The organism is Rhizobium sp. WYCCWR 11146 (assembly GCF_013591995.1).
GTDB lineage: Bacteria > Pseudomonadota > Alphaproteobacteria > Rhizobiales > Rhizobiaceae > Rhizobium > Rhizobium indicum.
Window position 1 is genome coordinate 127,200 of record NZ_JACCEY010000015.1, and the last position, 22,572, is coordinate 149,771.

Annotated in this window: 19 protein-coding genes and 1 riboswitch; of the genes, 8 read left to right on the forward strand and 11 right to left on the reverse strand. The window is 62.0% G+C overall.

Annotated elements, in window-relative coordinates; all coding sequences use genetic code 11:
• Window positions 1-63 precede the first annotated feature (63 nt).
• Together HX899_RS09320 and HX899_RS09325 are read right to left on the reverse strand one after the other, a co-directional pair.
• Window positions 64-1,137 carry a putative urea ABC transporter substrate-binding protein gene (locus HX899_RS09320; RefSeq protein WP_181292300.1) on the reverse strand — a complete coding sequence of 358 codons (1,074 nt, stop codon included), beginning with the start codon at window positions 1,135-1,137 and terminating at the stop codon, window positions 64-66.
• Window positions 1,138-1,211: 74 nt separating this feature from the next.
• Window positions 1,212-1,320: riboswitch (guanidine-I (ykkC/yxkD leader) on the reverse strand.
• A gap of 212 nt (window positions 1,321-1,532) precedes the next feature.
• Window positions 1,533-2,450 carry a helix-turn-helix domain-containing protein gene (locus HX899_RS09325; RefSeq protein WP_138333978.1) on the reverse strand — a complete coding sequence of 306 codons (918 nt, stop codon included), beginning with the start codon at window positions 2,448-2,450 and terminating at the stop codon, window positions 1,533-1,535.
• 86 nt (window positions 2,451-2,536) lie between these two features.
• On the opposite strand from HX899_RS09325, the gene HX899_RS09330 reads away from it, so the two are divergent.
• The 5 genes from HX899_RS09330 to HX899_RS09350 all read left to right on the forward strand — a co-directional run bounded on the left by HX899_RS09330 (window position 2,537) and on the right by HX899_RS09350 (window position 8,744).
• Window positions 2,537-3,811, forward strand: a complete 1,275-nt coding sequence (locus tag HX899_RS09330) for an extracellular solute-binding protein (protein WP_138333980.1) — start codon at window positions 2,537-2,539, stop codon at window positions 3,809-3,811.
• An 89-nt stretch (window positions 3,812-3,900) separates the two neighbouring features.
• Window positions 3,901-4,761, forward strand: coding sequence for a carbohydrate ABC transporter permease (locus tag HX899_RS09335; protein ID WP_138333982.1), 861 nt, complete (start codon window positions 3,901-3,903; stop codon window positions 4,759-4,761).
• Window positions 4,758-5,594, forward strand: a complete 837-nt coding sequence (locus HX899_RS09340; protein WP_130704935.1) for a carbohydrate ABC transporter permease — start codon at window positions 4,758-4,760, stop codon at window positions 5,592-5,594. Before HX899_RS09335 ends, HX899_RS09340 begins: the two co-directional genes overlap by 4 nt.
• 24 nt (window positions 5,595-5,618) lie before the next feature.
• Window positions 5,619-6,701, forward strand: coding sequence for an ABC transporter ATP-binding protein (locus HX899_RS09345; RefSeq protein ID WP_181292301.1), 1,083 nt, complete (start codon window positions 5,619-5,621; stop codon window positions 6,699-6,701).
• A 39-nt stretch (window positions 6,702-6,740) separates the two neighbouring features.
• Window positions 6,741-8,744 carry an aldo/keto reductase gene (locus HX899_RS09350; protein WP_181292302.1) on the forward strand — a complete coding sequence of 668 codons (2,004 nt, stop codon included), beginning with the start codon at window positions 6,741-6,743 and terminating at the stop codon, window positions 8,742-8,744.
• A 43-nt stretch (window positions 8,745-8,787) separates the two neighbouring features.
• Here the strand turns inward: HX899_RS09350 and cydX are convergent, their stop codons facing one another.
• The 7 genes from cydX to HX899_RS09385 form a co-directional block, all read right to left on the reverse strand.
• Window positions 8,788-8,910 carry a cytochrome bd-I oxidase subunit CydX gene (gene cydX, locus HX899_RS09355; protein ID WP_181292303.1) on the reverse strand — a complete coding sequence of 41 codons (123 nt, stop codon included), beginning with the start codon at window positions 8,908-8,910 and terminating at the stop codon, window positions 8,788-8,790.
• Between the two features lie 99 nt (window positions 8,911-9,009).
• Window positions 9,010-10,164 (reverse strand): cytochrome d ubiquinol oxidase subunit II, encoded by a 1,155-nt coding sequence (cydB, locus tag HX899_RS09360; protein WP_138389972.1) that lies wholly within the window; start codon window positions 10,162-10,164, stop codon window positions 9,010-9,012.
• Between the two features lie 6 nt (window positions 10,165-10,170).
• Entirely contained in the window at window positions 10,171-11,751 is a 1,581-nt protein-coding gene (locus HX899_RS09365; RefSeq protein ID WP_181292304.1) for a cytochrome ubiquinol oxidase subunit I, read from the reverse strand.
• 74 nt (window positions 11,752-11,825) lie between these two features.
• On the reverse strand, window positions 11,826-13,517 hold the full coding sequence (locus tag HX899_RS09370) for an amino acid ABC transporter ATP-binding/permease protein (protein WP_181292305.1): 1,692 nt from the start codon (window positions 13,515-13,517) through the stop codon (window positions 11,826-11,828).
• Window positions 13,514-15,259 carry a thiol reductant ABC exporter subunit CydD gene (gene cydD / locus HX899_RS09375; protein ID WP_181292306.1) on the reverse strand — a complete coding sequence of 582 codons (1,746 nt, stop codon included), beginning with the start codon at window positions 15,257-15,259 and terminating at the stop codon, window positions 13,514-13,516. The genes HX899_RS09370 and cydD overlap by 4 nt, the downstream gene beginning before the upstream one ends.
• A gap of 4 nt (window positions 15,260-15,263) precedes the next feature.
• The gene (locus tag HX899_RS09380; protein WP_024320112.1) at window positions 15,264-15,842 is read right to left on the reverse strand and encodes a GbsR/MarR family transcriptional regulator; all 579 of its coding nucleotides are present in this window, start codon (window positions 15,840-15,842) and stop codon (window positions 15,264-15,266) included.
• Window positions 15,843-16,138: 296 nt separating this feature from the next.
• The gene (locus HX899_RS09385; protein ID WP_181292307.1) at window positions 16,139-16,738 is read right to left on the reverse strand and encodes a HupE/UreJ family protein; all 600 of its coding nucleotides are present in this window, start codon (window positions 16,736-16,738) and stop codon (window positions 16,139-16,141) included.
• 276 nt (window positions 16,739-17,014) lie between these two features.
• Here HX899_RS09385 and HX899_RS09390 point away from each other — a divergent pair, with 276 nt between their 5' ends.
• Complete coding sequence (locus tag HX899_RS09390; RefSeq protein WP_138333999.1) at window positions 17,015-18,046, forward strand: hydroxyacid dehydrogenase; 1,032 nt, start codon at window positions 17,015-17,017, stop codon at window positions 18,044-18,046.
• A gap of 27 nt (window positions 18,047-18,073) precedes the next feature.
• On the opposite strand, the gene HX899_RS09395 is transcribed toward HX899_RS09390, so the two are convergent.
• Both HX899_RS09395 and HX899_RS09400 read right to left on the reverse strand, forming a co-directional pair.
• Complete coding sequence (locus HX899_RS09395) at window positions 18,074-19,069, reverse strand: Tim44 domain-containing protein (RefSeq protein WP_138334001.1); 996 nt, start codon at window positions 19,067-19,069, stop codon at window positions 18,074-18,076.
• An 82-nt stretch (window positions 19,070-19,151) separates the two neighbouring features.
• A complete protein-coding gene (locus HX899_RS09400) occupies window positions 19,152-19,610 on the reverse strand; it encodes a YbaK/EbsC family protein (protein ID WP_138334003.1) in 459 nt (152 codons plus the stop codon).
• A 248-nt stretch (window positions 19,611-19,858) separates the two neighbouring features.
• Here HX899_RS09400 and HX899_RS09405 point away from each other — a divergent pair, with 248 nt between their 5' ends.
• A complete protein-coding gene (locus tag HX899_RS09405; RefSeq protein ID WP_138334004.1) occupies window positions 19,859-21,205 on the forward strand; it encodes an extracellular solute-binding protein in 1,347 nt (448 codons plus the stop codon).
• Window positions 21,206-21,269: 64 nt separating this feature from the next.
• Entirely contained in the window at window positions 21,270-22,571 is a 1,302-nt protein-coding gene (locus HX899_RS09410) for a carbohydrate ABC transporter permease (RefSeq protein WP_181292308.1), read from the forward strand.
• The last annotated feature ends 1 nt before the right edge of the window (window position 22,572 follow it).

Genomic DNA, 22,572 nt, shown 5'->3' on the forward strand with positions numbered 1-22,572 from the left:
GGAAAGCTCCGCTGATGAAGGGTGGGCGGTGCGGTCAGGGCCGCACCGCTGCTTTGACATCGCTTAGAGCGAACCGTCGGCGGCGGCCTTCATGTAGGTCTCGGTGAAGCGCAGCTTGACGTTGCCACTATCGCCGAGGACCTTGCCATCAGGCATTTCAATGCCGATGACGTCGGCGGACGGCGCGCCATTGCCGAGCAGGCCTTTTTCGAACAGGAAGTTGCGGACGAGATCCATTGTCTTCGGCAGGCTGCCCGAGGCTGTGAAAGCAACGGCATCGGCCGGCTTGGCAAACAGCTTGGTGGCGGCAAGCTGGGATTCAAAGCCCTTGAGATCGGTGCCCGATGCCTGGCCCATCGCCTCGCGCGCGGCCTTGCCGTCGGCACTGTCGGCAGTCAGCAGTGCTGTGGTTTCATACCAGATGCCGGCGAGCGCCTTGCCGAAATTCGGATTGTCCTTCAGCACGCCTGAATTGGCGACCATCAGGTCGATGATTTCGCCCGGCACTTGCGAGCTGTCGAAGACCTTCTTGGCCGTGGGATCTTCGAGGATGGTCGAGACCAGCGGGTTCCAGGTGACGACGGCGGTCACGTCAGCCGTCTTGTAGGCGGCGACCATATCGGCGTCGGAGGTGTTGACCACTTTCACGTCGCGCTCGGTCAGCTTGATGCTTTCGAGCGCGCGGGCCAGCAGATAATGCGAGACGGAGAATTCGACGAGATTGACGTTCTGTCCCTTGATGTCGGCAAGGCTCGCCTTGTCCTTGAGGATGACGGCATCATTGCCGTTCGAGAAGTCTCCGACAATCACGGCCGTGGTATCGACGCCGCCGGCAGCCGGGATCGACAGGCCGTCCATATTGGTCAGCGTCACGGCGTCGAAGGCGCCGGCGGTATACTGGTTCATCGATTCGACGTAGTCGTTGAACTGGGTCACCTCGATCTTGATGCCGTATTTGTCGGCCCATTTCTTGACGATGCCGTGATCGGCGGCGTAGCCCCAGGGCATCCAGCCGACATAGATCGACCAGGCGACCTTGAAATCGGTCTTCTGTTCGGCCTTGGCGATGGAGCCGAGCCCGAGCGCCAGGGACGCCGTCAGTGCGGTAATCGATAGGATCTTCGAAAAAGTCTGCATTGAAATTCCCCTTTTGCTTTTCTTCAAAAGGGATCGGCAATGACCATCGTGCCGCCAATCCCTTGGCTTACGAGGTCTCCCGGGCTTTTGTCCCGCCGTGCACCCGGCGGGATGTCTCCCCTGCCGGTGGTAGCTCTCGGACCAGCCACGCCTTGCGACGCCGGAACCCTAGCCACCAACTCTGCAACTATCGAAGCAAAGTGCGTGCCAAATTATAAATCATTGATTTTATTAAGAGTGCGATGGCACCAATTTCCTGGCAAATGCAATAGTGCATGCACTTGCACAGAAAATGGGCGTATTCTGCCGCCACCTTAGGCGTTGGCTCTTTTTTGCCCAGTGAAAAATAAGTCGCAGGCAGACGCACAGAACGCCGAATTGCGGCTGGCCCTGAGCTAGTTCCGGAAAGCGCCGGCCGGGACCGTGGTAACCAGCCGGATATCGCGGCGGAAGTCCGACGGCGACATGCCGGCGATGTGGCGGAAGGATTTGTTGAAGGCGCTGATCGAGCCGAAGCCGCTGTCCATAGCCACCTGCAGCACGTTGGCGCCCTCGCTCATCAGCATCGCCTGGGCGCGCGACAGCCGTAGCAGCGTCACATATTTGCTGAGCGTCATGCCAGTCGATCGCTTGAATAGGTTCATCGCATATTTCGGATGCAGGTCGGCGGCGCGGGCGATATCGACCGAATCGATGTCGTGCAGGAAATTGGCGGCGATGAAATCGCACATGCGCGCGACGCTGCGCGAGGAATGCGGATGCGGGTGATCGCCCTCGAGATTGATGGTCGCCTGCGACGTCATCGAATAGGGTTCGAGCGCAATGCGCTCGATGCGTAGCAGCAGCTCGTCGACGGCGTGCTGGGCCTTGGCGGGATCGCCGGAATTGGCATAGCGGAACCAGCGGGTGAAGTTTTCGTTGTCGGCGGCATCCGTTGCCGAGGTCAGCAGCGTCTCACCCTTCATAAGCCGGCTGGAAACGCTGATCGGCAGGCGCAGCCGGAAGAAATAGACGAGCGGCAGATGGGCGCCGGCATAGAGCGAATCGTCTGAGGATTCGTCCATCTGATGCGGCTGACCACCCCAGAAGAGGCACATTTCGCCCGCGTTCAGCCGGAATTCGTGATCGCTCATCCGGTAGTGCACGGTGCCGCGCATCACGTAGTTGACTTCGACCTGCGCATGCCAGTGCGGCATGGCCATGACGGGCGGATGGGCATGAAACATCTGCAGCGCTGTCGGCAAACCCTCGATGCTGCTCGCGCCGGGCTGGTAGATTGCACGTGTGCCGACCTTACTTTCCGCCAAATTCATGTTCCCTTTTTAGGAGACACCCGCTCCCTTACAGATAGTCTAACCGCGTTCGTGAAAGATCGGCAATTGAAAAGGGAGGATTTTCAATGCGCTTCAAACTTCTCGCTGCGACCGCAGCTGTCGCAGTGCTTGCTTCCGGCTCCGCATACGCGCAGTCGGCCAATCTCACCATCTGGAGCTGGAATGTCGCCGCGTCGGCATTAAAGTCCACGCTTCCAGGCTTCAACAAACAGTTTCCCGATATCAAGATCACCGTCGAGGACCTTGGCAACGCCCAGGTCTTCGATAAGACGCTCGCGGCCTGCGCCGCCGGCGGCGACGGCTTGCCCGACATCGTCAGCATCGAGAATTTCGAAGCTGAAATCTTCTGGAGCCGTTTTCCCGATTGCTTCGCCAATCTGAAGGAGCTCGGTTACACGCCCGACATTCAGGCGAAATTCCCCGAATTCAAGCGCACCGAGCTTGAAGTCGGAGACGTCGCCTATGCCATGCCGTGGGATTCCGGCCCTGTCGCCGTCTTCTATCGCCGCGACCTCTACGAAAAGGCCGGCGTCGATCCGAGCACGATCAACACCTGGGATGATTTTATTGCCGCCGGCAAGAAGATTTCCGCCGCCAACCCCGGCGTCGTCATGGCGCAGGCGGACTTCAATGGCGACAGCGAATGGTTTCGCATGATCGCCAACGAGCAGGGCTGCGGCTATTACTCGACCGACGGCCAGTCCATTACCATCAACCAGCCGGCCTGCGTTTCCTCACTGCAAAAGGTGAAGGAAATGAAGGATGCCGGCACGCTGACGGCGGCCAATTGGGACGAAAAGATCCAGGCCAATACCGCCGGCAAGGCCGCAAGCCAGCTGTATGGCGGCTGGTATGAAGGCACCCTGCGTTCGACCTCGCCCGATCTCAAGGGCAAGTGGGGCGTCTACAAGATGCCGAGCCTGACGGCCGATGGCCCGCATGCCGCCAATCTCGGCGGTTCGTCGCTCGCTATTTCCGCGACCTCCGCAAACAAGGACGCGGCCTGGAAATTCGTCAACTACGCCCTCGGCACGAACGAGGGTCAGGTAACGATGCTGAAGGAATTCGGTCTGGTGCCATCTTTGCTCTCGGCCGTTCAAGATCCCTTCGTCAACGAAGCACAGCCCTATTGGGGCGGTCAGAAGGTCTGGGCTGATATCCTCGCGACGCTGCCGAAGATCGTGCCGAGCCGCGGCACCGCCTTCCAGAGCGATGCCGAAGCCATCTTCAAGGCGGCGCAGACGAAGTTCTTCTCCGGCGGCTATCCCGATGCGAAGGCGGCTCTCGACGATGCCGCCAACCAGATCGCTTCGGCGACCGGCCTTCCGATCGCGCAGTGAATGACGAAGCCGGGCGCTTGACGCGCCCGGCTTTTTCCCCGCCGCGCGAGGCGGGCGACCATTCATTGGTTTTGTGAGGAGAAGGCTCGATGCCGTTCAGAACCCGGAGCGCCTATGCGTTCCTCGCCCCATATCTGCTGGTCTTTGCCACCTTCTGGGTCTGGCCGATCATCAATTCGTTCCTGATTTCCTTTCAGAACACCCGCATCAACCCGTGGAAATATAGTTTCCAGGCCAACTGGGGCCGGCTCTTCTACGACCCGGCCTTCTATAATGCCCTCTACAACACGCTGATCATCCTGGTGATCCAGGTGCCTGTCATGATCGCGCTTGCGACCGTTATGGCCGTCATGCTCAATTCGCCGCTCCTGAAAGCGCGCCCGCTCTTCCGTTTCGCCTTCTTCGCCCCTGTGGTCGTCGGCGAGGTCGCCTATGCCGCGGTGTTTCGGCTGATGTTCAGCCTCGATTTCGGGATCATCAACAAGCTGATCTCGGCCGTCGGTCTCAGCCCGGTCTCCTGGTTCGACAATGCCAATGCCGCCATGGCGCTGATCATCCTTGCCGTCACATGGCGCTGGGCGGGCTACAACGCCATCATCATCCTCGCCGGCCTGCAGTCGATTCCCGACGATGTCTACGAGGCAGCGACACTCGACCGGGTGAGCAAGATCCAGCAATTCTTTCATATCACCCTGCCGCTCCTGAAACCGATCATCCTCTTCTGCGTGGTGCTCTCGGTGATCGGCACCATGCAGCTCTTCGCCGAGCCCTTCCTCATCACCAATCGCGGCGGTCCCGGCGGCGGCACGGAGACGCTCGGCCTGCTGCTTTATCGCCAGGGCTTCACCTCGCTGAACTTCGGCTATGCCTCGGCGATCGCCTATACGATGGCTGCCCTTGCCGTAGCGATCTCGCTTCTCAATCTCTGGGTCGGGAGGGATCCGAAATGAAATCCAAATCTCAATCCCTTCTGCTGCGCCAGATCGCGTTGCATGCCGCACTGGCGCCGCTTGCGATAATCTGGCTGTTTCCGCTCTGGATGATGTTCGTCTTCTCGACCATGCCCGACAATGGCATCTTCAGCCCTGACATCGTGCTCTGGCCATCGACCAATTTCGTCGAGAATTTCAAGAACCTGCAGGCCGATACCGATTTCATCGGTGCGATGGTGATCTCCATCGGCGTCGCGCTCATCTATACGGTCCTGTCGGTACTGCTGACCTCGATGGCCGGCTGGGCGCTGGCGCGTTACCGTTTCGTCGGCCGCTCCATCGTCATCGCCATCATCCTCGGCACGATCACGCTGCCGTTTTCGGTGGTCGTCATCCCGCAATTCATCATGGTGGCCCGCGAATTCAAGCTGGCAAACACCTGGGTGGCGCTGATCGTGCCACCGTTGTTCAATTCGCTCGGCGTTCTGTTCATGCGGCAATCCTTCTCGATGATGCCGGGCGAGCTTTTCGATGCCGCCCGCGTCGAGGGCGTCAAGGAATGGCAGATCTTCCTGCGCATCGCCCTGCCGCTGGCGCGCCCGACCATGGCCGCACTGGCGATCATCCTCTTCCTCGCCTCCTGGAACAATTACCTCTGGCCGCTGCTGATCAATTCCAAACCGGGAATGATGACGGCGCCGGTGGCACTGGGAACGCTAATCGGCCTCACCAAGGTCTCCTGGGGCGGCATCATGGCCGGCGCGGTGCTCCTGACGGCGCCGATCCTCGTCATCTTCGTGGCTCTTCAACGCCATTTCATCGCCGGCATCGCGGCCGGCGCAATTAAATAATCGGGCAAATAATCGGGAGGCTGCATGGCAGAGCTTTCACTCAGCAACATCGTCAAGCGCTTCGGCGGCTTTGAGATCATCCACGGCGCCAATCTGGAGGTGAAGGACGGCGAATTCGTCGTCTTCGTCGGCCCGTCCGGCTGCGGCAAGTCCACGCTGCTCAGGATGATCGCCGGCCTCGAGGACATTACGTCAGGCGAGCTTCAGATCGGCGGCAGGGTCGTCAACGACGTCGAGCCGGCCGATCGCGGCATCGCCATGGTCTTCCAGTCCTACGCGCTCTATCCGCACCTGACCGTCGAGGAAAATTTGAGCTTCGGCCTGCGCATGAACGGCAATCCGAAGGCCGACACCGAGCGGCGCGTGCGTCATGTAGCCGAGATCCTGCAGATCACCGAGCTGATGAAGCGTCGGCCGAAGCAGCTTTCCGGCGGTCAGCGCCAGCGCGTCGCGATCGGCCGCGCCATCGTCCGCGAACCCCAGGTCTTCCTGTTCGATGAACCTTTGTCGAACCTCGACGCCGAACTGCGCGTGCAGATGCGCGTCGAAATATCAAGACTGCACAAGAAGCTCGGCACGACGATGATCTACGTCACCCACGACCAGACGGAAGCGATGACGCTCGCCGACAGGATCGTCGTGCTGCGCGCCGGCAATATCGAGCAGATCGGCGCGCCGCTCGACCTCTACGATGATCCCGCCAATCAGTTCGTCGCCGGCTTCGTCGGCTCGCCGAAGATGAATTTCTTGAACGCCGTGGTGGTTGACACGCAGCCGGGCAGGGCGGTGATCGCGCTGGAAAGCGACGCCAATACCCGCCTGACGCTGCCCGTCGCCGATCCCATCGAAGCCGGCGCAAAGGTGACGCTCGGCATCCGTCCCGAACATTTCGTCGATGCCGGCACGGGTGATGCCGACCTCACCGTCACCATCGACGTCGCCGAACATCTCGGCAATACCAGCTACATCTACGCCACCATTGGCCCCGAGCAACTGATCATCGAGCGGCCGGAATCGCGCGTCGCCGGCAATCGCGACACGCTGACAGTCGGCCTTCCCGCCAACCGCTCATTCCTTTTCGACGGCGCCGGCAAGCGGCTTCGCTGAACTAAAATCCCAGGACAGAAAGACGAAAGAGGATTTTCCATGACTTCAGATCAACCGATTCGCTGGGGCATCATCGGCCCCGGCACCATCGCCCGCACCTTTGCAGACGGCGTCGCCCATTCGCGCACCGGCAGACTGGTGGCGATCGCCACCCGCAATCCGGCAAAGCCGGGCCTTGCCGAGAACTTCCCCGGCGCCCGCATCGTCGATGGTTACGAGGCGCTGCTCTCCGACAAGGAGATCGATGCGATCTATATCGCCGTCCCCCACACCGGCCATGCCGAATGGGCGATCAAGGCGGCACGTGCCGGCAAGCACATCCTAGTCGAAAAGCCGATCGCACTCTCGGCCTATGATGCCGAAGCGGTTTATTACGAGGCGAAAAAAGCCGGCGTCTTTGCCGGGGAAGCCTTCATGTACCGCGTGCATCCGCAGACAGAGAAGCTGGTCGAACTCGTCAAAAGCGGCGTCATCGGCACCGTTCGCATCATCCGCTCAAGCTTCGGCTTCAACATGGGCAGCTACAAGCCGGAACACCGGCTTTTCGCCAACGATACCGCCGGCGGCGGCATTCTCGATGTCGGCGGTTATCCGGTCTCGATGGCCAGACTGATATCAGGCGCCGCAGAGGGCAAGGCCTTCCTCGAACCGGAGAAGGTCTCGGGCGTCGCCCATCTCGGAGAGAGCGGTGTCGATGAATGGGCATCTGCCGTCCTCAAGTTCCCGAACGAGATCATCGCCGAAGTCTCCTGCTCGATCATGGCGCAGCAGGACAATGTGCTGCGCATCATCGGCTCGGAAGGCCGGATCGAGGTCCAGGACTTCTGGTTCGCCTCCGGCCACAAGGGCGGCGTCGGCAAGATCGAGATCTTCAAGGGCGGCAAGCAGGAGACCGTCGAACTCAGGGAGGATCGCTGGCTCTATTCCTTCGAGGCGGATGCGGCGGGCGATGCCATCCACGCCGGCAAGACCGAATTCAGCTCTCCCGGCATGAGCTGGGCGGATTCGATCGGAAACCTGCGTGTACTCGACCAGTGGCGCGCCTCGGTCGGTCTTGAATACGGCGTGGAAAAAGCCAGCAAGCGCACGGTAAACATTGCCGGCGGCACGGTCGCGCGCGGCAACAGCGTTCCGCAGCGTCAGATTCCCGGCATTTCCAAGCCCGCCTCGGTGGTGACGCTGGGCTTCGAGTTCTTCCCGAATTTTGCCTCCGCCTCGCTGACGCTCGACGCCTTTTACGAAGCCGGCGGCAACGCCTTCGACACGGCCTATGTCTATGGCGGCGGCAAGACGGAGGCGATCTTCGGCGACTGGCACACGAGCCGCAACGTGCCGCGCGAGGAGATCGTGCTGATCGGCAAGGGCGCCCATTCGCCGCTCTGCTATCCCGATATGATCGCAAAGCAGCTCGACCAGTCGCTTGCCCGGCTGAAGACCGACTATGTCGACATCTACTTCATGCATCGCGACAATACCGACGTGCCCGTCGGTGAATTCGTCGACGCCATGGATGCCGAGGTCAAACGCGGACGCATCCGCGGCATATTCGGTGGCTCGAACTGGACGCGGGCGCGCTTCGACGAGGCGATCGCCTATGCCGAAAAGACCGGCAAGACGGCGCCGGCAGCACTTTCCAACAACTTCTCGCTCGCCGAGATGCTCGATCCGATCTGGGCCGGCTGCGTTGCCGCTTCCGATGACGACTGGAAGAAATGGCTGAACGAGAAGCAGATCCCGAACTTCGCCTGGTCGAGCCAGGGCCGCGGCTTCTTTACCGACCGCGCCGGCCGCGACAAGCGGGACGACGAGGAGATCGTCCGGGTTTGGTATTCCGAGCGCAATTTCGGACGCCGCGACCGCGCTATCGAGCTTGCCAACAAACTCGGGCGCAATCCGATCCACATCGCACTCGCCTATGTGATCGCCCAGCCTTTTCCGGTCATTCCACTGATCGGGCCGCGCACCGTCGCCGAGTTGGAAGACAGTCTCTCGGCGCTCGACATCAAGCTCACACCCGATCAGGTGAAGTGGCTGGAAGGCTGAAGCAACAGCAAAGGGCGCGGTTTGAACCGCGCCCTTTGCTTTTCTACTTGCGCGGCTCGGAAGCTTTCTTCCTGGCCACGTCGTCCATCAGCTCATACCACATGGCGTTGAGGACGGCGAAGGCGGCGGCGAGCGGCAGGCCGAGGATCCATGCAAAATACCACATCGTTGGTCTCCCTCAGAGCAATTCCAGGAAAAGTGCGAAGCGGTTTCCCGTCCGGAATTGCGTAAAAACAAAAGGTTAGAGCGGTTCTACTGAGTCGCTCTAGTAAGCGTGGCTATTTTCATCGGTGATGGACTTCTCATCGACCTTGCCCCACAGAACCTTGTAGACCCAGGCTGTGTAGGCGAAGATGATCGGCAGGAAGATCACCGTCACGACCAGCATGATGAACAGCGTCATGTGGCTGGAGGATGCATCCCAGACCGTCAGGCTCGATCGCGGATCGAGCGAGGAGGGCAGGATGAACGGGAACATCGATAGGCCGACTGTCGAGATGATGCCAAAGATCGCGACCTTGCTGAAGAGCAGCGTCATGACCTCGCGCCTTGCCCGCATGGCAATGAAGGCCAGTGCCGCGCCGACGAAGCCGAGGACCGGCGCGATGATCATCCACGAATGGGCGGCATAATTGGTAAGCCACGCGCCTTTCTCCAGCGCCACGGTCTTCAACAGCGGATTGGAGGGGCCGATCGGGCTGATATCGCTGGTGATGCGATAGCCACCGACGCCGATCCACAGGAAGAGACCGCCGAGTGCGAAAAGCAGAATAACGGCAAGGGCGGCGATGCTGCCATAGCGTCTGGCACGTTCGGCCACCGGGCCACTCGACTTCAACACCAGCCATGCCGCACCATGCATCGTCAGCATGGCTAGGGAAAGCAGGCCGCAGAGCAGCGCATAGGGGTTGAGCAGGGCGAAGAACGAGCCCTCGTAGAAGATCCGCATATCGTCGGCAAAACGGAAGGGCACGCCCTGCAGCACATTGCCGACGGCAACGCCGAAGATCAGCGACGGCACGAAACCGCCAACGAACAGCGCCCAGTCCCAGCCGCTCCGCCAACTGGCGCTTTCCCGCTTCGACCGGTATTTGAAGCCGACCGGACGCAGGATGAGCGCGAAGAGGATCGCGAACATCGCCAGATAGAAGCCCGAGAAGGAGACCGCATAAAGCGGCGGCCAGGCGGCGAAGATGGCGCCGCCGCCGAGGATCAGCCAGACCTGATTACCCTCCCAGGTGGCGCCGACGGTGTTGATCGCCACGCGCCGTTCCGTATCGGTCCGGGCGACGAAAGGCAAAAGCGTGCCGACGCCGAGATCGAAGCCGCCCGTCGTCGCAAAGGCGATCAGCAGGACGCCGAGCAGTAGCCACCAGATGAGACGCAGGGTTTCATAGTCGATGAGTTGGTGAAGGATCATGGCAAGTCACTCCGCGGCCGGGACGAGGGTTTCGGAAATCAGAATCGCTTCCGGCTCGTCGTCCGGCTCCGGTCCTTGCTTGATCGCCTTGATCATCAGGCCCATCTCGATGACGATCAGAACGGTATAAAGTGCGCCAAAACCGATAATGGTCAGAAGCACAGTGCCGGCGCCGAGGCTGGAGACGGCGGCTGCCGTCGGCAGCACGCCTTCGATCACCCAGGGCTGGCGGCCGAACTCGGCGACGACCCAGCCGAGTTCGATGGCAACCCAGGGCAGGGGAATGGCAATCACGGCAATCCTTAAAAGCAGCGGGTACTTGTCGAGATGGCGGCGCGCCGACAGCCAGAAGAAGGTGGCGGTCAGCAGGATGAAGAAGATACCGAGGCCGACCATGATGCGGAAGGACCAGAAGAGCGTCGGCACGTGCGGGATGGTATCACGCGCAGCCTGAACGATCTGCTCCTCGGTCGCCTGGCGCGGATCGTCGACATAGCGCTTCAGAAGAAGAGCGTAACCGAGATCATGGCCGAGATCCTCGAAGGAGGTGCGCACTTCCTGCGCAACCTGACCCTGTGCCGGTACTGCGCGGATCTGCATCAGCGCGTCGTAAGCCTTGATACCGTCGCGGATCCGGGTTTCGGCCTGCTGTTCGAGCTTGTCGATGCCGGGGATTTCGGTCGTCAGCGACCGCGTGCCGATCAGACCCATGACCCAGGGAATGTGTACGGCAAAATGCGTCTCGCGCGCCTCCTGGTCGGGGAAACCGAAGGCGGTGAAGGCCGCCGGAGCGGGTTCCGTCTTCCACATGCCCTCGATTGCCGCGAGCTTCATCTTCTGGTTCTCGGTCGCGAGATAACCGCTTTCGTCGCCGAGCACGACGACGGAGAGTGCCGAGGCGAGGCCGAAGGAGGCCGCGACCGTCATCGAGCGCTTCGCAAGCTCGATATGCCGGCCCTTGAGGATATACCAGGCGGAAACGCCGAGCACGAAGATCGAGGCGCAGACGTAACCGGCCGACACAGTGTGGACGAATTTCGCCTGGGCCACCGGATTGAAGACCACGTCGAAGAAGCTTGTGATCTCCATGCGCATCGTCTGCGGATTGAGCGCCGATCCCACCGGGTTCTGCATCCAGCCATTGGCGATCAGGATCCAGAGCGCGGAAAAATTCGAGCCGAGTGCCACCGCCCAGGTGGCGACGAGATGGCCGACCTTCGACAGCTTGTCCCAGCCGAAGAAGAACAGCCCGACGAAGGTCGCCTCCAGGAAGAAGGCCATCAGACCTTCGATCGCCAGCGGCGCGCCGAAGATGTCGCCGACATAATAGCTGTAATAGCTCCAGTTCATGCCGAACTGGAATTCCATGACGATGCCGGTGGCGACGCCGAGCACGAAGTTGATGCCGAACAGCGTGCCCCAGAATTTGGTCATCTGCCGCCAGATCTGCCGGCCGGTCATGACATAGACGGTTTCCATGATCGCCAAGAGCACGGACAAGCCGAGCGTCAAGGGCACGAACAGGAAGTGGTAAAGCGCCGTCAGTGCGAATTGGAAGCGCGATAACGCGACGATATCTAGTTCCATTGTCTTTCTCCCACGGTCCCACGGGGTACAGGCGTTCCTCAGCGCCGACGGCGCGTGAGGGCATGCAGTCTCGCTCAGTCCGGCCGAAGCCGGTCGAGTGCCTTTTCGAACGCCGCCTCTCCGCGGCGCGAAACTTCTGTGATGCGGCCGCCTTCAATGACGGCGATGCGGTCGGCGATTGATGCCTCCCGGCGGATATGCGTGGCGATCACCAACGAGCGGCCCGCCGCCATGGCTGACAGACGGCTGAGCACGTCTCGGGCGGTGACGCCGTCAAGGCCCTCTGTCGGCTCATCGAGCAGCCAGAGTGGTGTGTCGCGGAGGAAGAGCCTGGCCAGTGCCAGCCGGCGCGACTGGCCACCGGAAAGACCGAGCCCGCCTTCGCCGAGCGGCGTATCGATCCCCCGCGGCATGGCCTCGACATCGGCAAGCAGGCCGGCGGCGGCGAGCGCTTCGCGAAGGCGGCCCTCGCTCGCATCGGGGTTCGCGAGACAGAGGTTGCCGCGCAGGCTGTCCTCGAAGAGCTCCGTCCGTTGCGTCAGCAGCGTTGCTCCTGCCGCGGCAACGCTTCCCGTCCGCGCCGGCAATTCACCGGAAAGCAGAGCGAGCAGGCTCGATTTGCCGGCGCCGCTGCTGCCGATGACGGCCAGTCGTTCACCCCGCTGAAGCGCGAGTTCGATGCCTTGGAGCGCCGGCACATTGGAATTTTCATGAAAGGCGGAAACCTTCGCTAGAGAGAAAGCATATCCCGGCAGCGCCGCCGCTAGGGGTTCTTGTGCTGCGACTGCGGCAAGCCGCGGTGCGATACGCCTTGCCGCAAGCAATGTCCTGCCAACTTCCAGCGCGCCGCGGCGGAGCGCTGCGAAGGGTTCGGTCGCGGCGAAGGCGACAAGCAGGCCGAGCGCGGCGACAGGGGCGGTGATCGCCTTCGTTTCAGCAAGTGCTGCGACGGCGAGCAGCGAGGCTGTCAGCAGCAAGGTCGAGGCGAGGCCGAAGCCGAATGTCAGGCCGGTTTCGACGCGGTTCAAGCGATTGTCGGCGCGGGCGGCATATTGGTCCGCCGCGGCAATCGCCTCCCCCTGCGCCGCAAGGCGGCCGGCCATCAGCAGATCGGTCTGGCCGGCGACGAGATCGATCGTCCGCGACCGCAGCGCCTCGATGCCATGGGCGCGCCTGCGGGCATGTTTGCGCGCCGCCCGCCCGGCGATGACAGGCAGGCCGAGGCCGGCACCGGCGAGAAAAAGGCCGAAGCACAGGCCGAACACGGGATGCATCAGCCCCAGCACCACGCTTGCCGCCAGCGCTGCACTGATCGTCGCCGCAGCCGGCACGAGGATGCGCAGGTAGAGGGAATCGAGCGCATCGATATCGGCCGTCAGCCGGAAGAGCAGCCGTGCGGGACGATGGAGCAGGGCGCGGGCAGCACGCGGTTCGGCAAAGCCGCGAAACAGTTTTTCGCGCAGGGCGGCGAGCACGCCGAGCGTTGCGTCATGGGTCGCAAGCCTTTCGCCGTAGCGCGCGGCCGTACGGACGATGGCGAGTAGGCGGATGCCGGCTGACGGCGCAAAGACGTCGAAGGTGATGGCGGCAGCAGCCGAAAGGCCGGCGAGTGAGGTGGCGGTGATGAACCAGCCGGACAGGCCGAGCAGGGCGATGCCGGCGGTCACCGTCGCCGCCGAAAGTGCTGCGCCGAGCAGCAGCGCACGCCGGCGCTCGGCAAGGAACAGGCGCAGGATCGGCTTGAGGTCTGCAGCAGATCCGTTCATTCGGCGGCCTCCCTCATAACGATGTCGGCATCGACGCGCATGGCGCGATGCAGGCGGGCAGCAAGCAGCGGATCGTGGGTCGCAACGATCAAAGTGCGGCCCCTGGCGAGCGAAAGCAGGCTCTCGGTCACCTCGGCGGCGGTGGCGGCGTCGAGGTGTGCGGTCGGCTCGTCGGCCAGGATGATCCGGAGATGCGGATTGCAGGCCGCCCGCGCGATCGCCAGCCGCAGCGCCTCGCCGCCGGAAAGCCCGATCCCGCCTTCGCCGAGCGGCCGGTTGCCATAGGCGGCGGCGACTTTTCCGAGCCTGGCGACGTCGAGCGCATCCGTCACGTCGCCGCGCAGGATACCGGGCCTGCCGAGCGCGATATTGCCGGCGATGGTGCCTGCGAAAATATGCGGTCTTTGGCCGATCCATGCCATGCTGGCGCGCAAGGCGTGGGCGCTATCGTCCACAAGTTCGATGCCGCCGATGACGATGCGGCCACCGGTACAGGGCGCCAGTCCTGATATGAGCGAAAGAAGCGTCGACTTGCCGGAACCGCTGGCGCCGAGAAACGCCAGATGTTCGCCGGCCGCGATATCGAGGTTGAAATCGTCGAGGATCAACGGTTCGTCGGCGTTGTAGCGGAAATCGACATTCTCAAGACGAATGGCCGGCGCTTCGGCGACGGCAGATGCCGCTGGCGCGACGTCGGCGGCTCCTCGGATGGACAGGCTGCCGGCAGCGAGGGTGTCCAGGGCCTTCAGCGCCGCTTCGCCGGCCGCCCGATCGTGCCAGACGGCCGAGAGTTCGCGCAGAGGCTCGAAGAAGGCTGGTGCGAGCAGCAGGATGAACAGTCCCTCGGTCAGATCGAGCCGGCCTACCCAAGTGCCGAAGCGGATCTCGCCGAGCAGGCTGAAGCCGACATAGACGGCAATCATCGCCACGCCGAGTGCGGCGAAAAGCTCGAGCACCGCCGAGGACAGAAAGGCGACCTTCAGCACCGCCATGGTGCGCGCACGCAGCGACTCCGCCTCCGACCGCAGGCGCATTGCCGTTGCATCGACAGCGTCGAGCGCACGGATGGTCGCCAGTCCGCGCAGCCGATCGAGCAGGAAGCCGTTGAGGCCGCCGGTCGCGACGAGTTGCCTTTCGCTGGCCGCCTGAGCACGCCAGCCGATCAGCGCCATGAAAATCGGGATCAGCGGCGCGGCGAACAGCAGAACCAGAGCGGCGATCCAGGAGACCGGAAGGATGAAGGCAAGGATGACGAGCGGCACGAGGCTCGCCTTCATCCGCGCCGGCTGGAAACGGGCGAGATAAGGCACGATCAGTTCGGCCTGTTCGCCAATGACACTTGCGGCTTTGCCGGAGGCAGGCCGGCCGCGATCGACCGGCGATGACATGGATACTGCCGCGACGGCGATCTGGCGCCTGCGGCTGAGTTCGGCACGGGCGGCTTGAAAAGCCAGGCGGCCGCCGGCCGCGTCGAGACAGCTTCTTGCAAATCCGAGGGCGAGGATGCCGAGGGCTGGCCAGAGAACGTCACGCAATCCGCCGCCATCGGCGATCCGGCCGACCGAGACGGCGAGCAATGCGGCCTGCGGGATCCAGACGGCAGCGGCCAGCGCCTGCAGTATCGCCGCTCTGCGCAGTCCGCCTTTCGCATCATCTGGGCGGGTGACAGGCGAGACTGTATCGCCGTCCGGCAACGGCTCGGCCTCTTGTCCGTCCTTCGCGTCGAAGAAAGCAGTGCCCATGGCGCTAACTCTTGTTCGCAGGATTTGGCCGGCGGCTGCGGCCGAGCGAAACGACCCGGTCTTTGGCCTCCAGAAGCTTGGTCACTTTCGCGCCCAGCGAGAGTAACGTTGCGAGCCTTTCTGTTTCAAGTTGTTTTACGTCTTCATACCAATGCGTCAGCTGCTCGATCAGCGTGTGCATCTCGCTCATGCGTTGCTGCGCATGCCGCTCGGCGTCGCTGGCCGGCCGCTGCATTAGGATCTCTCGCAGAACCGACAGCGTCGGATCGACTTCGCGCTTCTTTCGCTCCTCGGCAAGCGTCCTCAATATGTGCCAGACATCGTCCGGGGTGGTGAAGAAATCGCGGCGATCGTCCGGCTTGTGTTTCAGGATAACAAGGTTCCAGGCCTGCAATTCGCGCAGGCTCATCGACACATTGGAGCGCGAGATGCCGAGCGACTCGGCGATCTCCTCGGCGCAGACCGGCGCGGGCGAGACGAAGAGCAGGGCATAGATCTGGCCAACCGTGCGGTTGATCCCCCAGCGCGAGCCCATTTCGCCGAAGTGGAGAACGAAGGACTGGACGAGAGGCGGAAGGTTCATGGTCGTTTCCGTTGCATCTGTGATTTCAGAAATTTCTGAAATCACTATAGTGACTTTCACGTCTCGCCGACAATCGGCAAGGCATGCCTGCGTCAATTTGGATGTCCGTTCGTTGATCGTTGGCTAGATATAGCCTGGTACGACGTGGCTGGATTTGACTTGGGTCAAGTCCACAGCACTTTACCGCAATCACGCAGAAACGCCCGGCGATGCGCTTGCCTGCCGGGCGTTCTGGTCGGATTGAGATGTCTAGGCCGCTGCTGCTGCCCAGTTTTCGTTCAGGAATGCCGTCCGGTTCAGATCAAGCCGGCCAGGATGCCGACGCCAGCAATGGCGGCAATGCCACCTGCCGTGCGCGTCACGAAGACGCCCTGGCCTTCACCGGCGCGGCCGATGACGTAACCAAGGACGAGACCGGCGACATGCAGAAGCGCCGTCGCGGCCATGAAGCCGGCGGCATAGGCGGCACCGGCGGCATTTTCCGGCATTTCGGCGCCATGTGCATGACCGTGGAAGATGGCGAAGAGGCCGACCATGCCGAGAGCTGCGGCGAGCGGCGCCTTGACATTGAGCGCAACGACGGCGCCGAGGACGACGACGGAAAGCGCGATGCCAATTTCAACGAAGGGAACATTGATGCCGGCAACGCCGAGCGCACCGCCGAGTGCCATCACCAGAACGAAGGTCGTCGGCACGAGCCAGGTGGCCCGGCCACCGAGCTGAAATGCGAAAACACCGACCATCACCATGGCGAGGACATGATCGAGGCCAGAGATCGGATGGGCAAAGCCATGACTGAAGCCTGCAGCTTCGCCGATGGCGGGATGGGCATAGGCGACGGCCGGAAGCGCTGCGGCAGCCAAGGCAAGCAGACCGCTCTTGAGTGCTGATTTCATTGCTCATTCCTCGTGAGTTTTCGAATATCCTGCGGCCGCCGAACACAGGCATGGTTCCAAGTCGCGTGCATCACGCTAGTTCAAAGAATTCGCGTCGTCAACGAAAATGCCATGAAATAACAAGCCAATTCAATTGCTTATCTGATAGGCAGATGCCGCTTTCGATAGCGCCTCCCAGCGCCCCAGCGACTCAAGATCGAACTGGAAACGGTCCCCCACAGAGGCTATCAATCGTCCGGCAGAGACGGCGCAGACCGCCGTGATGGAGGAGACGCCATGACGAATACCGAACGGCCGCTGGCGATCAGCGCGCCCGAGCCGCGCACGCTCGATCTGATTTTCAGCGACAAGGCGCGCGCCGAATTGCAGGCGAAATATGAGATCGTCGAGGCAGATCCCGAGAATATCGCCGGTCTCGGCGACGAAGTCCTCGGCAAGGCGCGTTACATCATCGGCCAACCGCCACTTTCGGCGGAAACGCTGGCCAGAATGCCGGCCTTGCGTTCGATCCTCAATGTCGAAAGCAATCTTCTCAACAACATGCCCTATGAGGTGCTCTTTGAGCGCGGCATCCATGTGGTGACCACAGGCCAGGTCTTTGCCGAGCCGGTCGCCGAAATCGGTCTCGGTTTCGCGCTGGCCTTGGCGCGCGGCATCGTCGATGCGGATGTCGCTTTTCGCCAAGGCAACGAACTCTGGGGAGGGGAGGGGAATGCAAGTGCGCGGCTGCTCGCCGGCTCCGAGATCGGCATCGTCGGCTTCGGCGATCTCGGCAAGGCGCTGCGGAGGCTGCTGTCCGGCTTCAGAGCCCGGATCAGGGTATTCGACCCCTGGCTGCCGCAATCGATCCTCGAGGAAAACGGCGTCGAGCCGGCGAGCCTCGAAGATGTCCTGACGAAGAGCGATTTCGTCTTCGTCGTCGCGGCCGTCACCAGTGAAAACAGGGGATTTCTCGGCGCTGAGGCCTTCGCCAGCATGCGCAGGGGCGCGGCCTTCATCCTGCTCAGCCGCGCCGATGTCGTCGATTTCGATGCACTGATGGCGGCCGTCTCGTCAGGCCACATCGTCGCGGCCAGCGACGTCTATCCTCAGGAGCCGCTGCCTTCCGATCATCCGGTGCGGAGCCTGAAAGGCTTCATCCGCTCGGCGCACCGGGCCGGCGCGCTCGACAGCGCCTTCAAGAAGATGGGCGACATGGTGCTCGAAGATATGGAGCTGATGGATCGCGGCTTGCCGCCGATGCGCTGCAAGCGGGCGGAACGCGAGACGGTCTCCCGCATGCGTTCCAAACCGGTGGCGGTGAATTAGAACAGAATGCCGACGTGACGCGTCGCTTTAGGCGGCGCGCTGCTCGGCACCCTGGATCGCCGCAAGCTTCCAATCGGCGCCAGACTTGCGCACGAAGGTCCAAACCTCGGTGCTTTCGCTCGGACGGCGGTCGTCGCCGGAAACGACGCGGCCGCTGTCGCGTTCGACCATCGCGTCGATCGAGGAATAGCGCATGGCGAGCGTCGCATATTCCTGGCCGTCTTCGCGCCAGGCCTCGGCAATATCGCCCTGCAGCAGCTTGACGTCGGAGACGCTGTTGCGCACACCGTTGGTGGCGTTTTCGCCAAGCTCCTCGGCAAGATAGGACATCGCCTCGGGCGTCGTCAGCCGGCGCAAGGTGCCGTAATCCTCGGCGCCGTAAGCGGTCTGCACTTGGGTCAGCAGTTCCTCGAACTGATCGAGATCGGCCTGCGCCAGGCCGATCTCGTCGCTTGGCCGATTGCCGCGCGACTGCCCGCCGAATCCGCCGCCCGAACCGATCGTCGGGATCTGGAAGGACGAATTATTCGTGGGCGACATGTTATAGGACCGGCTCTGGCCTCCGACGCCGTAGGAAGGCTGGCGGCGGTTGGCGAAATAACGCATGGCGAGCATGACGGCGCCGCCGATCAGCGCGATCTGCAGTAGCATGCCGAGCAAGCCGAAACCGCCGCCGAAACCGTGACCGAGCAGCATGCCGAGAAGGCCGCCGGCAATCAGACCGCCGATCATCGAACGGCCGAAGCCACCGAAGAAACCGGGGCGCTGAGCGCCGAGAGGCTGCTGCGCGGTGGCGGGTGCCGTGGTCTGCGAACGCGGCGTCATCGACCGTTCGATCGGCGCGGCGGTTCCAGGCGCAGTGCTGGTGACAGGCGGTGCCTGGAAGGTGCGCGTGCCGCGGCTGCCAAAACCGCCGCTGCCGGCGCGGCGCGCCTCGGCATCGTCAAGGGAAGCAAAAACGGTAGCGCTCGTCAGAGCGGCAATGGCCGCGACCTTGGCAAAACGCGAAACGGCACTCGGCATTCCTGATCTCCTGTCATGCGCAATCACGGCATATCGAGATAATATAGGGACTCTTTCCGCCGTGTGAAGCTCTTCGCCGCCATTACTGGCAGACATCGACCCAGCTGGCGCCGGTCAGCTCCGCCAGCCGTCCGGTTTCGATGCGCACGGCCGAGTTTGTCGAGCCGGCGGCCGGTACGACTTCATCGAAACGTTTCAGCGAGATATCGCAATAGATGGGCAACGGCGACGGCAGGCCGAAGGGGCAGACGCCGCCGACCGGATGGCTGGTGACGGCCACAACCTCTTCGGCATCGAGCATGCGCCCCTTGGCTCCGAACGTGTCCTTGAACTTGCGATTGTCGAGCCGCGCCGTGCCGCCGGCAACGACCAGCATCATCTGCTCGCCGACACGCAGGCAAATCGTCTTGGCGATCTGGGCCGGCTCGACGCCATGGGCTTCGGCGGCAAGCGCCACCGTCGACGAACTCTCGGGGGTTTCGATGATTTCGATATCGGGTGCGTGGGCGCTGAGGAAGGCGCGGACAGATTCAAGGCTCATGACGCGATGCTAGCCTAGGAAATACGCAATTTGAAGCGCAAAAGACGCCTGTCGAAAACCGCCGCTTGCAAGTCGTGCGGACATCGTCATAATAATTTTGCACACGTGCTCAATTTTGTCATTCGGCCGTTACGTTCAACCCCTAGAGCGGGATACGCCACGTTTTCGTGGGGTTTTCGGAGCGGTCATCATCAGCAGTGCTGACCCGTCAAGAGGCCTCACACTGCTCTTCTAGGGAGACGAAGAAGATGACCATTTTGCCGACATTGAAATCTCTTGCCGTCGCAGCCGCCATCCTGGCTTCGACCTCCGCAATTGCACTCGCCAAGGACGTTCACATCAGCGTCTGGGCCGGCGGTACCGGCCCGAACGACGTCTATCGCCTCGACGCCATCGAGATCGCAGCCCAGCAGCTGCAGCGCGAAGCCGCCCTCAAGGGCGAAGAGCTGAAGATCACCGTCGAGAAGAAGCCCTATTCGGCCTGGGAGGACTTCAAGCAGGCGCTGACCCTTGCCGCCGAAGCCAAGACCGCTCCGAATATCGTCGTCAGCGGCCATGAAGACATCGCACCCTGGTCGCAGGCCGGGCTGATCGTTCCGATCGAGGATTATGTTGATCTCGACTCTTGGCCGCTCAGCGACATCTATGAAAACCTGCTGCAGATCGCGTCCTATAACGGCACCGTCTACGGCATCCCGCAGGATGCCGAATCCCGTCCGATGTTCTTCTGGAAGCCTTACATGAAGGCGATCGGTTACAGCGATGCCGATCTGGATGCGCTGCCGCAGAGCGTCCAGGACGGTAAGTACACCATGAAGAACCTGCTCGAAGACGCCAAGAAGATGCAGGACAAGGGCCTCGTCCAGGCCGGCTACGGTTTCTATCCGCGCACCAGCAACGGCCCTGATTACTGGCAGTTCTACACCAGCTTCGGCGGTACGATGGAAGAAGGCGGCAAGCTCGTTTTCGACAAGGCCGCGATGACCCGCACCTATCAGTTCTTCGCCGATGCCGTGAAGACCGGTGTTACCAAGAAGAACCACATCGGCATGCCGGGCGACCAGTGGTGGAAAGAAGTCGCCACCGGCAAGGCCGGCATCTGGGACGGCGGCACCTGGCACTATGCCCGCCTCGTCAACCAGGAAGGCCTGAAGGACTTCTTCGGCAACGTGATCTTCACGCTGATCCCCGCCGGCGAAGGCGGCAAGGCCAACACGCTGACCCATCCGCTCGTCTACCTGCTGACCGCAGGTCACGACCAGGAAGACACCGAGATCGCCGCCCAGCTGGTCAAGATCGCCTCCGAGCCGCGCACCAACGCGCTGCATGCGGTCAAATCAGCCCATCTCGGCATCTCCAAGTCGGAAGCCACGGTCGACTTCTATTCAGCCGACCGCTGGACCCGCGAAGCCACCGAGCGCCTGCTGCCGCATGCCAATGCGATGCCGAACAACTCCGATTTCGGCAAATATTGGAACATCATGTGGAAGAACCTCGAAGCATCCTGGACCGGTGCCAAGACCGTCGACGCCGCGATTGGCGATGCCGAGAGCGAGCTGAAGAGCACGCTCGGCGACAAGATCGTCATCCGCTAGATCGAAGCACTCTTCCGGGCGGCGGCAACCCGCTGCCCGGTCGGTCCGCGATGAGGGGGCTTCCATGAAATCGTCCAGAACGCTCGGACTGGTGATGATCGCGCCTGCGGCGATCATGATCGTCCTGTTCTTCCTGATGCCGGTGGTTCTGACGGCGGTCTTCTCGATGACCAACATGACGACGGCGACCGGCATTTCCGGCGGTGTCTATCAGATCGCGCCCAATTCCCTGATCGCGCTGAAATCAGCGATGCCAGACATCGCAGCCGAGATGGCCGAACCGCGCTACACGATCGACGATGCAGGCCTCAAGGCCGTCGAAGGCCTCGGGCTTGCGCCGGGGATTGCCGCGGAATTGCGCGCCAAACATACAGGTGAGGTCTTCCCAACACGCCGCGACGTCGAGCGCGTGATCAAGGATCTTTCCGAGCGACCTTCGACACGCGAGGTCAAACAGATCTCCGAACAGTTCAACCGCTCTGTTCTCAACACCCGTTTCGACAGCAAGGAGCAGCTCTTTTCTGCGCTGGACAGTCTGGGGTTCAAGCTGACGCCGGAACAGAAGGAAACCGTCGCCAGGGTCACCTATACCGGCTGGACCTGGACGACCGACAATTTCTCACGCATGGCCACCTCGCCCGACATGGCGCGTGTGCTTTTCAATACCGTGCTCTACGTCGCGCTGGTGCTGATGCTCTTCAATGTCGGTTATGCGCTGTTGCTCGCCATCCTGACCCATTACATGCCGCCGACGCCGGCCTCGATCTTTCGCGGCATCTGGCTCCTGCCGCGCATCACGCCCGTCGTCATCTACGTCATGCTGTGGAAGTGGCTCGCCTGGGACAGCGGATTCATCTCTATCCTGATGGGCAAGTTCGGCTATCCGCCGAAGAACTATCTTCTCGACAACGCCTATAACGCCTGGTTGTTCGTCGTGCTGATCAACGGCTTTATCGGCGCCTCGATGGGCATGCTGGTGTTCTCCTCGGCGATGAAGGCCATTCCGAAAAGCCAGTTCTATGCGAGCGAGGTCGACGGCGCCTCCCGCTGGCAGCAGATCCGCTACATCATCCTACCGCAGATGCGCTGGCCGATCCTTTTCGTCACCTGCTATCAGACGCTGTCGCTGCTTGCCTCCTTCAATGAAATCCTGCTAGCGACCAATGGCGGACCGGGCAATGCGACTGAGGTCTGGGCGCTGTCGGCCTATCACACTGCACTGAGGAATTATGCCGGCAATCTGGAATATGGGTTGGGCGCCGCCATGGCATTGGTGCTCGTCGTCATCGGCGTGATGCTGTCGCTGCTCTATCTGCGCGTCTTCAGTTACGGCACGCTAGTCGCCAAGCCCTTGATCGAGGATTGAC

What these genes read in the sequence shown, in the direction of transcription:
- HX899_RS09410 (WP_181292308.1), top strand. Translation starts at nt 21,270, where the DNA reads ATGAAATCGTCCAGAACGCTCGGACTGGTGATGATCGCGCCTGCGGCG.
- HX899_RS09330 (WP_138333980.1), top strand. Translation starts at nt 2,537, where the DNA reads ATGCGCTTCAAACTTCTCGCTGCGACCGCAGCTGTCGCAGTGCTTGCT.
- HX899_RS09400 (WP_138334003.1), bottom strand. Translation starts at nt 19,610, where the DNA reads ATGAGCCTTGAATCTGTCCGCGCCTTCCTCAGCGCCCACGCACCCGAT.
- HX899_RS09325 (WP_138333978.1), bottom strand. Translation starts at nt 2,450, where the DNA reads ATGAATTTGGCGGAAAGTAAGGTCGGCACACGTGCAATCTACCAGCCC.
- HX899_RS09370 (WP_181292305.1), bottom strand. Translation starts at nt 13,517, where the DNA reads ATGAACGGATCTGCTGCAGACCTCAAGCCGATCCTGCGCCTGTTCCTT.
- HX899_RS09335 (WP_138333982.1), top strand. Translation starts at nt 3,901, where the DNA reads ATGCCGTTCAGAACCCGGAGCGCCTATGCGTTCCTCGCCCCATATCTG.
- HX899_RS09405 (WP_138334004.1), top strand. Translation starts at nt 19,859, where the DNA reads ATGACCATTTTGCCGACATTGAAATCTCTTGCCGTCGCAGCCGCCATC.
- HX899_RS09345 (WP_181292301.1), top strand. Translation starts at nt 5,619, where the DNA reads ATGGCAGAGCTTTCACTCAGCAACATCGTCAAGCGCTTCGGCGGCTTT.
- HX899_RS09390 (WP_138333999.1), top strand. Translation starts at nt 17,015, where the DNA reads ATGACGAATACCGAACGGCCGCTGGCGATCAGCGCGCCCGAGCCGCGC.
- HX899_RS09365 (WP_181292304.1), bottom strand. Translation starts at nt 11,751, where the DNA reads ATGGAACTAGATATCGTCGCGTTATCGCGCTTCCAATTCGCACTGACG.
- cydD (WP_181292306.1), bottom strand. Translation starts at nt 15,259, where the DNA reads ATGGGCACTGCTTTCTTCGACGCGAAGGACGGACAAGAGGCCGAGCCG.
- HX899_RS09385 (WP_181292307.1), bottom strand. Translation starts at nt 16,738, where the DNA reads ATGAAATCAGCACTCAAGAGCGGTCTGCTTGCCTTGGCTGCCGCAGCG.
- HX899_RS09350 (WP_181292302.1), top strand. Translation starts at nt 6,741, where the DNA reads ATGACTTCAGATCAACCGATTCGCTGGGGCATCATCGGCCCCGGCACC.
- HX899_RS09340 (WP_130704935.1), top strand. Translation starts at nt 4,758, where the DNA reads ATGAAATCCAAATCTCAATCCCTTCTGCTGCGCCAGATCGCGTTGCAT.
- HX899_RS09380 (WP_024320112.1), bottom strand. Translation starts at nt 15,842, where the DNA reads ATGAACCTTCCGCCTCTCGTCCAGTCCTTCGTTCTCCACTTCGGCGAA.
- cydB (WP_138389972.1), bottom strand. Translation starts at nt 10,164, where the DNA reads ATGATCCTTCACCAACTCATCGACTATGAAACCCTGCGTCTCATCTGG.
- HX899_RS09320 (WP_181292300.1), bottom strand. Translation starts at nt 1,137, where the DNA reads ATGCAGACTTTTTCGAAGATCCTATCGATTACCGCACTGACGGCGTCC.
- cydX (WP_181292303.1), bottom strand. Translation starts at nt 8,910, where the DNA reads ATGTGGTATTTTGCATGGATCCTCGGCCTGCCGCTCGCCGCCGCCTTC.
- HX899_RS09395 (WP_138334001.1), bottom strand. Translation starts at nt 19,069, where the DNA reads ATGCCGAGTGCCGTTTCGCGTTTTGCCAAGGTCGCGGCCATTGCCGCT.